This window comes from Deltaproteobacteria bacterium, from assembly GCA_016874775.1.
Lineage (GTDB): Bacteria > Desulfobacterota > Binatia > Bin18 > Bin18 > VGTJ01.
On record VGTJ01000006.1, the window covers coordinates 1 to 12,638 of the forward strand.

A 12,638-nucleotide genomic window follows, 5' to 3' on the forward strand; every position below is an offset into this window, starting at 1 on the left:
CCTATGTCGCTCTTAGCTCCATCGCTGCTCGCTCACAAGACCTTCTTTGCTTGCTCCCGCGGAACAAATCGGGTGTCGCTCTTTCCTCCTTCCTGCCTCTCGTGTTTCCTCTTCGTTCATCAGGCCAGCCCAGCACCCTATCAACACGAGTGTCCCTATCCGTGAAAGAAGCAACTGGCGCGTTTGCGGACTGATCCCCTCCGCGGCAATGTGGGGGAAAAAGACCGACGTAATCACAACTGGAACAAAAAGTGACGAGAATACAAATTGATAAGCGAGTTGATAATGCCCAACATGCAAGTAGTCAGTCAGAAAACCAAGCAGTAGTGTATCGCTCCGATTGCGTATGGCGACAAGCACATGCACGACCGCAAATGGCCATCCTTCAGCGATCAAGGCCCGATCCCACCTCACGCGTAAAGGAAATAACCAGAAGTGAGCCACAACGCAAGCAGCAACGACCAGCATCCCGTTCCGCAACAGATTCACGTTCAAAACGGTTTGCAGCGATGGCATCTTCCGCACAGCCAAGAGAAACGCGAGAAGAAATACGGCTTGTACCCACACGCCGATACTCACATTATAGAGTGTTTTCTTGAGCGCCACGAAGAGCGTACCAAACGAGCAATAGAGCGCTTCACACAACGTAAAGAGCGCCGCGATCACCACAGCCTGCCACACCTCGTACGCAAAAAAGAATGCCGCACCGGTTACCACCGCCAGAAACACAACTCCGCTCACCAAGCGAAGCCCTAAAACCGCCCCGAAGTGGATAGCAGCAGAGGCAGGATCAGCGGCTACCCGCCGCATCAACAGCGGCCCAATATGAACCCCCGTCAGCGTCAAGCAAGATTCTGCAAATGAAGTCGCGAAGAAGAAAACGCCAATCTCAGTCGGTGATAAGGATCGGGACAACAGCATAATAATGAAAACGCCGGTCAGCTTATAGAAAACTTGTGCGCAAAGCAGGAGGAACGTATCGCGCTGAAGCCGATCACGCCACAAAGAACGGAGAATATTCAAGACGGTCGATCTCCACACCAGTAAGCGTTATTGACGACGACGTCTAAACTATGGTCCCGAATGTTCCCTGTCAAGTGTCACCATCAACGTCAACCCGTGAAAGATTGATACACTCGCACTGTCACCCTAAGTGAAACGAAGAGTCTTGTAGAGAGATTCTTCACTGCGCTCAGAATGACGCGGCTCGGCGTCTGTAGCGTACAGTGTACGAATGTCCTCAGGTCTGACTGAGTTGTCAGAAGGTCAACATTCATTACGGCTCATCGCTGTTGTTTTGCTGGCTTTCCAATTGCCGTGAGAAACATCACGCTTTTTCCTGTCGCATGCGGAGAGAAAAACTCCGTCACATCGTCATCAAAGAATGTGAGTCCAGTTGCACCGAGCTGTTGGGCATAGGCTGCCAAATAACACTTGCCACCAATGATCGCTCCTTCAAGCTGTGCCGCACGATAGCCGCGATTGCCGAAGCGTTCGAGAATCGATGGTAAATTCGCTAAACAGTAGATGTTCACACTCGCGTCAGCGGGCAGTTCCTGGCCGAGGCCAAGATAGCCCGCTTCTTTACGAAAGCTCCCTTCACGCAACAACCCCAATACGTGCTGACTACGATGGAAGACATACGCTCCCGAAGGGATACCCTCAACTGCATTCACAAGCAGATAGATCTCTGTTAGAGTCGTCCCGAACGGAGTTAAGAAATCGGCTTGGATTCCTTGTGTCGAACGCACAAGCAACGTTGACAGTTGCGCAAACGAGATCGGCTCGCGTGCAAACCTGCGAGTCGAGCCGCGGTGACGAATGACCTGTTCGAGTGGAGCAGCTGGTAGCTCAGCATCACCCAGCGGCGTGAGTGGGAACAGTTTCCCAGTTGGTGACGATTCCGAGAGCTGAAGTACTCCGTCCCGCCACGTACGGACCTCTTCATCGGTCTGCAATGAAGAAGCAGCGTGCATTGCCCGAATCGCAGGATAATCAACTTCATGATCTGACAACGGCACAGTCGCCAGGTTAAGCGGAGAAACTGAGGCAACTGCACCAGCATGCGCTGAAACAGCATAGCCAATCGGCAACAGCGCCAGAGCAACTTCACGATCGGTATCGAGATCGAGCAACTGATTGACGGCGGCATCGACGAAGCCTGTAACAACTTGTGTATGGGTCTTCAGTGCGGCCGCAGCAGCAAGGAAGTTTGCGAGCAAAGTGCCCGCATCCCAAAAACAGTGACGATAGGTCCGCGCTTGATATTTCCACGCGTTACGCCAGTAGGTACTGATACAAATAAGTGTCGCCGGAGCCTGGTTCACATGTTGTTCGTCTCCACCGGCCTGCACCAGAACCCTACGATAATCCCCCTGACGCAAACAGCGCAAGGAAAAGTCATGCGGCCCGAAGTGATAGACACCAGCTGCGAGGTCAGGAAGCTCGCCGCACACAACGTACACATCGATATGGTACAGCGCGCCGGTGTTAGCAGCGGCACGAAAGTAGACTTCACCACCAGGATAAGTGCGGCGTTTGGTAATCCCTGCTGAGAGGTACAGGAGAGATGTCAGTGTAGCGAGGTCAGGAATCTGTTCGCTTTCGCTTTTCGTTGTCCCACGAATGGCTGAGAGCGTTGGTGTCTCTAGCGGTGGAACGTTGATTGGCAACTGCAGAGGATCAAGTGAAGAATAGATCTTGAACGGTAGCGGCTTGTTGTCCCAGTCGAGAAAGTGACGATTGCGGCGAATACTTTCGAGAGAGTGTTTGGTGCTGTTGTGGTAGGTCCACGTGGCGGCGAGTTCATGATTTGGGTTCATACGTCACGCTCCATATTTTTCATCTCATTCCACAAAAGTGGGGGATGGTAGTCCACGATATCGGCGACGGGGAAATGCCATGCTCATCTATGCTCCCGCGGTTGACACATGGGGCAGTACGGTATTGTCTCGTATAATGTAACCGTACACTGCTCTTGTCTTCTTCGTCTTTGTAGTACACTGTTACACAATATTGATCCAAAGAAAGGATACTCAATGCCCGAATTCAATGGGCAATCCATAGTAGTCCGCACCAGCCGTGGGCTTTCGATCGCTGGTACGCGTATCACCGTCTATGCTTTGCTCGATTATTTCCATGCCGGTTGGCCGACAAAACTTATTCAGGATTGGTTTGGTCTTAGTGATGAGCAAATAAAGGGAGTGCTCGCTTATCTAGAGGAGCACCACGATGAGGTCGAGCAGGAGTATCAAGAGGTTCTGCAACAAGCAGAGGCTCATCGCTGCTATTGGGAAGCTCGCACCCGTGAACAGTTGGCGCTTCGCCCTATCGTCCCTGGATCACCAGAACAAGAAGCTCTCCGTGCGAAGCTGCAGGCGTGGAAAACTCAAATTGAACAGTCGTGATCACGTTATTGGTAGATCTTAACGTTGAAGGGCATGCGGTATTGCTGTCGGGAACCTTAGCCGCAGCAGGCTGGTTGGAACTGCTACCGCTGCGGTTTGTTCGCCTTGTCGAGATGAATCTTCCTTATGACAGTACGGATCGAGTTATATGGCGTTTTGCCCAAGCAAACCAGATGTATTTGCTTACCGACAATCGAAATATGGAAGGGGACGACTCCCTTGAACAAACGATCCGTGAAGAGAACCTCGCAACTTCTCTTCCGGTGCTCACAATTAGTCGTAGCGACCAGATGATGAACCAGAGTTATCGTGAAGCCTGTGCAACCCGATTGCTTGAGGTTCTTCTGTATCCTGAACGATACTTCGGAGTCGGACGCTTGTTCATTTGAAGTCGTTAGATATTCGTAATCCCCAATCTGCTCACCCTCACCCTCACCCTAGCCCTCTCCCTCTTTCAGAGGTAGGTTTTTACGCTGAGAAGAGACGATACGTCATTCCCACGCAGGCGGGAATCCAGGAGGAATCAGCACAGGGTGCGGCTTGTAGCCCCTGGATGCCCGCCTGCGCGGGCATGACAAATGCCGACACGCATGCGAGCGGCAAACCCGCGAGAATTGCGGAGTATACGAAAAACCTACCCTTGAAAGGCCCTCTCCCTTCGAGGGAGAGGGAATGAATTTCTTGCTCTCCATGGGGGAAATAGGAAAGCTGCCCCTGCTCGTGTACATTATGCCACATATCGAATTCTTTCTATAGAAATGTCCTCATACGAGTTTGATCTATGCCCACAGTACACATCCTTCCTTCCATTCTCTCCGCAGACTTTCGCTGCTTAGGTCAACAGATCGAAGAAGTCACACACGCCGGAGCCGACGCGATTCATGTCGATGTGATGGACGGACGTTTTGTTCCCAATATCACAATTGGTCCACTGGTTGTTGAGGCCGCACGCAAGAGTACCACGCTCCCGCTTGATGTCCATTTAATGATCGTTGAACCTGAACGATATCTCGCAGACTTTGCTCACGCCGGTGCGGACATCATTCTCGTCCATCAGGAAACCTGTCCGCATCTGCATCGCACGATCGAGCAGATCAAGCAGCTCGGTAAGAAGGCAGGGGTCGTACTCAATCCCGGTACTCCACTCTCCACATTGGAAGAAATTCTCCCTGTGGTGGATCAAGTTCTCATCATGAGCGTCAACCCTGGCTTTGGTGGGCAGAGCTTCATCGAATCAAGCATCGATAAAGTCAAACGACTGCGACGGATGCTTGACGAATGTGGATCTCAGGCATCAATTGAGATTGATGGTGGGATCGACGTGAAAACAGCGCCACGTGTGGTCACTGCTGGTGCGATGCTGCTCGTTGCCGGTTCCGCGGTATTTCGCGCTCCGGGGGGTGCGGGAGAAGGCGTGCGGAGGCTACGAGACAGTCTGAATAGGCAATAGGCTGTTCCTAAATTCAATCACAAGAGCTTGGTATATTGAATCTGTCACCCTGAGTGAAACGAAGGGGCTCTCAGAGAGATTCTTCGCTGCGCTCAGAATGACACATGCACGGAGACGCAACATAGAGTGCACGAATGTTCTATAACCTCTCTTAACTTCTCTTCTTCTGTTTCAGCAAATCACCAAGAGTGAGTCCAAACCCACCGCCCTTCTGCGCTCCCTTGATGTAGGCTTGGGTTTCAGCCTGTTCTTCCTGCGCCATCACCTTCGAGCGCGAGAGGCGAATACGTTTGCCGCCTTCCTCGATACCAACAACGACGACTTTGATTTCTGTCCCTGGGCCGAAATCTTTGCGATGGTCGGTCCCACGTTGGGTGCCCATTTCAGCATTAGGAATCAAACCTGTTTGCCCAGGCCCAAGACGTACGAACACGCCAAACGGTTCGACTCGCTCGACCGTGCCAGTGATGATCGCACCAACTTCTGCCCCTTTCACCTCTTCGCCTGCCGTCGCTCCTTCTGGTGCCAGGGCAAGCGAAATCCGTTTCTTCCCTGGGTCAACCCCAAGCACCATCACCGCAATCTCGGCGCCACCAGCGGCGGACTCTTTGAGTTGGCCCTGTTGACTACGAGGAATTTCACTCATGTGTAGCAACCCATCTACGCCAGGTAACAACTCGACGAACAAACCAAAATCCGTACCGCGGACAATACGGCCTGTGACAATTTGTCGCTCACGCAGTTGACCTGCCACGTTCGCCCACGGGTCTCCTTCAAGCGCTTTCAAACTCAGAGTGATTTTTTTCTTCTGCTCATCGACCTTGAGAATCTTGACCGTCACCTCCTGCCCAACACTCAAGCGATCAGCAGGTTTGCCCACCCGTGAGTGCGACAGTTCCGATATCGGAACAAGTCCCTGAATGCCGCCGAGGTCGACAAACGCACCAAAGTCCGCCAGCGACGTCACCTTTCCTTGCACGACGGCATCAGCAACAAGCCGCTTGCGAGTTTCCTCCGCTTCTTTAGCGGCTTGCTCCTCTAGTAATTGGCGACGTGACAGTACGATGTTCCGTCCGTTCTCTCCATAACGCGTCACGCGAAATTCAAGCACTTGCCCGAGAAATGCATCTGACGACGCCACCCGTCGCGTATCGATTTGCGAAAATGGGCAGAACGCCCGCAGCCCGGCAACCGTGACCTCATAGCCACCTTTGATGACACCAGCCACGCGCCCCTCAACCGGGAGGCCACTCTCTACTGCAGCCTCCAACATCACCCGCGCTTGCGCGCCTTTGAGTAATTTGCGCGATAGTCGAATCTCGCCATCAGTTGAGAGCACGGTTGCTTCAATCTCATCGCCGATAACAACCTGTAGCGTGCCGTCATCGTTCTCTAACTCGGCACGGTTGATCAGGGCTTCCCCTTTCCCCTGTACATCGACGAACACGCTATCAGCACCAATCTGTAGGACACGGCCCTTCACAACTTGTCCGGTCTCTAAGGTTGGCCCAGTCTTTTCACGGGCAAATAACGTGGCAAAATCTTCCTGGTTTGCCACTCCCTGCTCTTCACTCATTGTTCTCTCCCTTTCTCTTGCGTAAACCAACGGGTATAACAGGCGCGCACCACCTCGCGTTGGCGCTGATACTCCGCGAGCAATTGGGTCGGTGCGTCCTCACCTTCATATCCTAACCGCCGAGCCACAGAAAAGAGCTGTTCACCACTGCTCTCCAATGCCTCGACCGGTTGATCCCGTTCAATGCGGAGGCGGTTTTCCAGTGTTCGCAAAAACCGATACCCCTGCGTAAGCAACTGAAAATCCTCAGCAGGGAGTACCCCACAGGCGTGTAGTTCTTCAAGCGCTGGCAACGTCGCCCGCTGTCGTACCGTTGGATACTGTGGGCCATAGCGCAATTGCAGCATTTGTACAAGGAACTCGATATCAACGATTCCGCCGCGCCCGGTCTTGATGTTGAACCGACCCTGACCTTCTTGCGCGAGTTCCTGTTCCATCCGCCCACGAAGACGGTCGATCTCCGCGACTCCCGCACTATCAGTGCCTTTACTGTACACGAAGTGTTCAAGGGTACTTTCAATCTGAGGCCGCAACGTTGCATCACCAGCAACCACTTTTGCTTTGATCAGCGCTTGACGCTCCCAGAGTTCAGAACTGGTCTCATGGTACCGTGTAAACGCAGCGAGTGAAGACACGAGCGAACCGGAGCGTCCTGACGGGCGTAAGCGTGTGTCGATTTTGTACACGTACCCTTCTCGCGTTTGCACTTGCAGCACGGAAATCAATCGCTGCGCCAGCCGCGTAAAACATTCCTGGGCACTGAGCTGATTCGTCTGTTCTTCTCCGGTTGGATCATAGAGAAAGATCAAATCGAGATCAGAATTGTAGTTCAGCTCCCCAGCACCAAGTTTGCCCATGCCAATAATAGCGAGGCGACCAGGCAATGCCGACATCTTGAGCTGTCGTGACAAGGCCGTCTGCGCAATCGTCAGCGCTCCCGACAAACACGTCTCTGCCAATGCGGAGAGTTGTGCACTCGCTACGGTAAAATCGACGAGGCCATTACTATCATGAATGCCGATGCGTAAGAATTCCTCCGTCCGGTATCGTCGCAGAATGTCGAGTTGATCTTCGTAGTCATCGACCTCTTCTAAGCGAGCCTCTAGCTCATGGAACATTTCATCTTGCGTCTTTTGTACGCGAACCAGGTCCGCTCGTACGAGATTATCGAGTAACTCCGGGTGACGAAGAAAAATCTGCGTGAGATACTCACTGGTCCCAAATAACCCAATCAACGTTCGTAACGTCGCTTCATTCTCACGTAACAGCGAGAGGAAACTCGAGCGCGCACCAATGGAGGCCACCAAATGTGCCATCGCAGCAAGTGCACGATCCGGATCGGGTGCGCGAGAGACTTCCTGGAACAGTTTGGGTGCAAGTGCATAGAGCAGCTTACGTCGTTTCGGCGAGGCCGGGGCATGCGACGGGCCATCATGGAGAAGCTTCAGATGTTCGTAGCTTTCCGATAGATTACGGAAGCCGAGTTGTTGTAGATGCCACAGGGCTCGCTCTTCTTGATGTAACTCTTGCAGGAGTGAAGGAATTCCAGGATCGAGCGTTTCCTGCTCTTTTTCCGGGGCATGAAACAATGAGTGAAAGATGTGATGGACAGCGTCGGTGTGGGCATCTAATACCGTGCGGAAGTGGGCGACTTCGTCGGGCCGTTCAGCGTCTAGAGTCGAAGAACGTCCAGAGTCAAAGTTCCGCAGTTTTAAAGAGAGCGCTAGTGGCTCAGCCTCGGGCTGTTTTTGGCCCCTGGACTCTAGCCCCTGGACTCTGGACAGCTCTTTTGCTTTTTGACTTTCCGCAAAGGTGAGCCGTCGGGCTAAGGCACGAATCCCATCTTCGTCACTCGGCAGCGTATGCGTTTGACGATCCTGGACGACTTGCAACTTGTGTTCGACGTGACGGAAAAAACAGTACGCCTCTTGCAAGACATCACGATCAGCGGCCGCGAGGTACTTTCCTTCGACTAAGCGATCAAGAGCAGAAAGGGTACTGCGGTGTCGCACGTGCGGATCTTTCCCCGCATGAATCAACTGCAGCGTCTGCGCAACGAACTCAACCTCACGAATGCCCCCACGTCCAAGTTTCACGTTGAGTGCGCCGTGCTCGTTGCGGAGCCCGCGCTCCACCCGGGCCTTCATTTCTTTGATATCTTCAATGGTAGAGAAATCAAGGTATCGACGAAACACAAAAGGTGACACATCGTGGAGAAATTGTTCACCCAGCACTTTGTCTCCAGCCACCGGACGCGCTTTTAACAAGGCAACGCGTTCCCATGTCTGCCCATAGGACTCATAATACTGCAGCGTGTTCGGTAAAGAGTTCACCACCGGACCATTCATGCCATCGGGGCGTAAGCGCAAGTCAACACGAAACACTCGCCCTCCGGCCACCAAGTCTCCCAGGGTCCGTGTCAGCCGTTGCGCGAGTTGAATGAAAAATGTCCGAGGCTCAGTTTTTCCTTTACTGCCGCCAGTGGTTGTCCCACCATCTCGTTCATACAAATAAATGAGATCAATATCAGAGCTAAAGTTGAGTTCTTCACCACCAAACTTCCCCATCCCAAAGACCACAAACCCAAGTGGTCGCTGGTGCCCCTGCTCTTCAATCACCGCTTCGCCATACTCTGCCCGGAGGCAACTCCGCACATACTCATAGGCAACCTGGACGGCAGCTTCGGCGAGATGGCTCAGGTCTTGAACCGTATCTTCGAGCGTAGCGAAACCTAAAAGATCGCGTGTTCCGATCCGCAAATACTCACGGTTACGATAGATGCGTAGCTCACGAAGAAAATCGTCATTCGCAAGGTCCACAGGCACTTGAGTACGCAAAGTAGCAAGGTGGTTCGTTACCGACTTGCCGCCGGACCCATAATCCGCCAGGAAGGCCTCTTCCCAGGTATCCTCTTGATGGAGGAGCACTCCGGTCAGATATTCACTCGCGCCAAGAAGAAAGAGTAGGTCACGACAGCGTTCTGGTGAACCAATGACCTCAGCTCTCCCGATACCATGTTCAAGCAAACGGCTGACGTTTACCGCCGCAAGAGACGGATCAGGAGCCGCTGCAACCGCGGTCAGAACACACTCCCAGTGAGGTTCGAGCAGAGAACGATATGAAAGCAGGGGTCGGAGAACGGTGGGTGAAAGCGTCATAGAGGTGAGACTATGAGATTGGAGGCTAGCAATGAGAGGAGCAGCTGTTGAAAAGCCTTCCGTTCATCCTTCGACAAGCTCAGGGCGAACGGAAGGGGCTCGGTACTAGTTGAGGATTATTCGTTCGTGCCGAGCTTATCGAAGCACGGCTTTTCTGTGTGAAACAACTCGCATCCTCTCGCCTCAGCGCTATGCCTGTGACTGGGTCGCGCTCATCGCCTGGCACGCTTCGACAAGCCATTTGATGCTGGACATTTCATCATCAACAAACGACTTGAGCAGCTCCTTGCTTTGTTGATCGTCTTTGATCTGGGCAATGACCTCAGTAATAGGCCGCAGGGCCGCCGCCGGATCAGTCAGGCGATTGGCAATCGACTGTAACTTCTCTACGTCCGTTTTCTCACGCGAGGCATAGAACGGCAATTCTTTCTCGCGCCGCTCTTGGGGCACTGTGCACTGAGGAATGCCGCCTAATTCACGCAGCCGCGCTTCTAAGATCTGGGCGTGAAAGTTCTCGCGTTGTTGGACCATACGAATGCCACCCTTTACGCAGTCCTGGTCACTGACTTCAATCCAACGATTGAAGTATTCTGCCGCAAAGTTCTCCGCGCATCGCGCTTCATCTAAAAGGTGCATGATCATTTCACGTTCAGTCGCATGCGCCTTACCGTTGTACATATAGCACTGGCCGTTGCCGTTCCCGTTCTTGACCTCTGCCATCTGCTGCTCAAACAGCTCGTCGGAAATCAGTCCTTTGCGATAGGCCTTTAAGAGCTGTTTCATTTCAAAATCCGCAGTCGCCATAAGACGCTCCTCTCGTAATAAAAATGTAGATACAGGGGACTCCCACCTCAGGAAGAATACGGCAGAAACTACGAAATTGGATGCGGAGTGTCAACGGAGCGAACCACCCCGTGGTCACACTTTAGGCAGACCTTTCCACCCGCTGCCGTTCTTCTAGGCAGGAACGTCCCAGCTAAAAACTAACTCACTGATTCGTCTACAGTTTTTTTTCTCTCCCTCCTGGTATGTGTCTTGCTCTTTGCTTTGCAGGTTGTGAATTCTTTAAAATGGGCAAGTGGAAAATTTTTTCTGAGGGGGGTTATGCATGAAGCGATTTATTGCCGTTCTGAGTGTCAGTTTGACGATAGCCTTGGGAAGCCCGGCTTGGGGTGGAGGTGAAGGAGAGGCTGAATCTTTCAAAGATACTATCCGTGCAATGCAAGAGCGGATTAAACAGCTCGAAAGTGAAGTGAAACAACTGAAAGGAACACCATCCACAACCACCACTACTACCGTAGCGCCAGGAACCTTTGAGGATCGGGTAAAAAAATTGGAAGATGGGCTTGGACTTCTCGGTGGTCTCAAGTTTGGTGGGATGATCTACGGTTCGTATAACTACAACTTCAACAATCCCGATTCACGGAACAACGATCTCCGTATTTTCGACACCAAAGCGAACAACTTTACCTTCGACCTCGCCCAACTCTCTGTTGCGAAAGAGGAAGAAGGTGGGATCGGATTTAAGGTACTGCTCAATTATGGCCGTACTGCCAGAGGTATCGCCTCCGATTGGCGAGGGGATGGGTCGTTCACCAACGGCACCGACAACTTCGAAGTACAAGAAGCCTACATGACCTACACTGCGGGGATCGGCAAAGGTCTCGGCATGAAAGCCGGAAAATTCGTCACCCTGCTTGGCCAGGAAGTCATCGAGTCACCCAATAACTTCAACATTTCGCGCTCGTTCCTGTTTGGCTACGCTATTCCGTTTACCCATACCGGCGCGCTCTTTTCGTATCCGTTCCATAATGCAGTCAGCCTCACCGCTGGTGTCGTGAATGGGTGGGATAACGTCATCGATTCCAACAAGAGCAAGTCGTTCCTCGGTGGGCTCACCTTGAAGCCCTCTGACGCCTTCACCTGGACGTTCAACGGCACGTACGGCGCAGAGCAACCAAACCGCGGTGGCTCAAAGCGCGGCGTCTTCGATACCGTTCTCACCTACAATATGCACGATCACATCACGCTAGCGGCGAACTATGACCGTGGAACCGAAGGGAAGATTGGTCTCGGCGGCGGTAGTGCGGTATGGCAAGGTGTTGCTGGCTATATCAGCGTGGGCGGCGCGCTCTTCCACCCAGATTGGGCACCCTTCTCGATTTCACAACGTCTGGAATGGTTCTCTGATGAAGACGGAGTTCGCACCGGCACTGTCCAAGATTTGTGGGGAACCACCACGACGCTGAAATGGAAACTCACAGAGCGTCTGCAGGCGCGGTTAGAATATCGCCATGACGAGTCCAGCAAGAAAGTGTTCTCACAACGAATTTTCCGCCGCGGAACCGAGTCCATTACGCGGTTCTTAGGAGGCCAGGACACGGTCGCCGCTGAGCTTGCCTACCTGTTCTACTAGAAGGCGGGACTGCGCACGACAACCACCATAACAAGGTGTGGGGCGTGAACCCCACACCACTGAGCAGGAGAAGTCAGTATGAAAAAGATCGAAGCGATCATTAAACCGTTCAAACTCGACGAAGTGAAAGAGTCGCTCACCAAACTCGGCATCCAGGGCATGAGCGTCTCAGAGGTTAAAGGCTTCGGTCGCCAGAAAGGACACACGGAGTTATATCGTGGCGCCGAGTATGTGGTGGACTTTTTGCCCAAGGTCAAGATCGAGATTTTACTGGAAGACGAAAAAGCCGCAGCCGTTACTGACGCGATTGTCGCCGCCGCTCGCACTGGCCGTATCGGCGACGGTAAGATCTTCATTTCTCCTGTTGACGATGCTATTCGTATTCGCACTGGCGAGCGCGGTGAGCAAGCGATTTAGTGCTTGACGGTCGCATACACGACGAGACGGGGAATCTCCAATACGCGGACGGTTCCCTGTCTCTGCTTTCTTCAGACCCCACCCGGTGTTCCTTTCCCTTCATTCCCCAAAGACCTTCTTCTTGTTCTTCCCTATCAGACGCACAGCTGCTTTGCTTCGTTCAGCCCGACTACACCAATCAGCCATCGTCTTTCAGAGAAACTCTGAACTCGTA

The 12,638-nt window shown here is 52.7% G+C and carries 10 protein-coding genes; 5 read left to right on the forward strand and 5 right to left on the reverse strand.

Annotated features, from left to right (window positions below; all coding sequences use genetic code 11):
- Nucleotides 1–12 precede the first annotated feature (12 nt).
- Together FJ147_01500 and FJ147_01505 are read right to left on the reverse strand one after the other, a co-directional pair.
- Nucleotides 13–1,044 carry a hypothetical protein gene (locus FJ147_01500; protein ID MBM4254553.1) on the reverse strand — a complete coding sequence of 344 codons (1,032 nt, stop codon included), beginning with the start codon at nucleotides 1,042–1,044 and terminating at the stop codon, nucleotides 13–15.
- A gap of 239 nt (nucleotides 1,045–1,283) precedes the next feature.
- Nucleotides 1,284–2,822 (reverse strand): SagB/ThcOx family dehydrogenase, encoded by a 1,539-nt coding sequence (locus FJ147_01505; GenBank protein ID MBM4254554.1) that lies wholly within the window; start codon nucleotides 2,820–2,822, stop codon nucleotides 1,284–1,286.
- Nucleotides 2,823–3,038: 216 nt separating this feature from the next.
- On the opposite strand from FJ147_01505, the gene FJ147_01510 reads away from it, so the two are divergent.
- The 3 genes from FJ147_01510 to FJ147_01520 all read left to right on the forward strand — a co-directional run bounded on the left by FJ147_01510 (nucleotide 3,039) and on the right by FJ147_01520 (nucleotide 4,857).
- Entirely contained in the window at nucleotides 3,039–3,407 is a 369-nt protein-coding gene (locus FJ147_01510) for a DUF433 domain-containing protein (protein ID MBM4254555.1), read from the forward strand.
- Nucleotides 3,407–3,796 (forward strand): ACP S-malonyltransferase, encoded by a 390-nt coding sequence (locus tag FJ147_01515; protein MBM4254556.1) that lies wholly within the window; start codon nucleotides 3,407–3,409, stop codon nucleotides 3,794–3,796. The genes FJ147_01510 and FJ147_01515 overlap by 1 nt, the downstream gene beginning before the upstream one ends.
- A gap of 392 nt (nucleotides 3,797–4,188) precedes the next feature.
- Entirely contained in the window at nucleotides 4,189–4,857 is a 669-nt protein-coding gene (locus FJ147_01520) for a ribulose-phosphate 3-epimerase (GenBank protein ID MBM4254557.1), read from the forward strand.
- 151 nt (nucleotides 4,858–5,008) lie between these two features.
- On the opposite strand, the gene FJ147_01525 is transcribed toward FJ147_01520, so the two are convergent.
- The 3 genes from FJ147_01525 to FJ147_01535 form a co-directional block, all read right to left on the reverse strand.
- Nucleotides 5,009–6,433: a S1 RNA-binding domain-containing protein gene (locus FJ147_01525; protein MBM4254558.1), complete on the reverse strand. Its 1,425-nt coding sequence runs from the start codon at nucleotides 6,431–6,433 to the stop codon at nucleotides 5,009–5,011.
- Nucleotides 6,430–9,591, reverse strand: a complete 3,162-nt coding sequence (gene glnE / locus FJ147_01530) for a bifunctional [glutamate--ammonia ligase]-adenylyl-L-tyrosine phosphorylase/[glutamate--ammonia-ligase] adenylyltransferase (protein MBM4254559.1) — start codon at nucleotides 9,589–9,591, stop codon at nucleotides 6,430–6,432. The genes FJ147_01525 and glnE overlap by 4 nt, the downstream gene beginning before the upstream one ends.
- A gap of 189 nt (nucleotides 9,592–9,780) precedes the next feature.
- A complete protein-coding gene (locus FJ147_01535; protein MBM4254560.1) occupies nucleotides 9,781–10,395 on the reverse strand; it encodes a hypothetical protein in 615 nt (204 codons plus the stop codon).
- 304 nt (nucleotides 10,396–10,699) lie between these two features.
- Between FJ147_01535 and FJ147_01540 the strand changes: the two genes are divergently transcribed.
- Entirely contained in the window at nucleotides 10,700–12,007 is a 1,308-nt protein-coding gene (locus FJ147_01540; protein MBM4254561.1) for a porin, read from the forward strand.
- Nucleotides 12,008–12,085: 78 nt separating this feature from the next.
- Complete coding sequence (locus FJ147_01545) at nucleotides 12,086–12,424, forward strand: P-II family nitrogen regulator (GenBank protein ID MBM4254562.1); 339 nt, start codon at nucleotides 12,086–12,088, stop codon at nucleotides 12,422–12,424.
- Nucleotides 12,425–12,638: the final 214 nt, after the last annotated feature.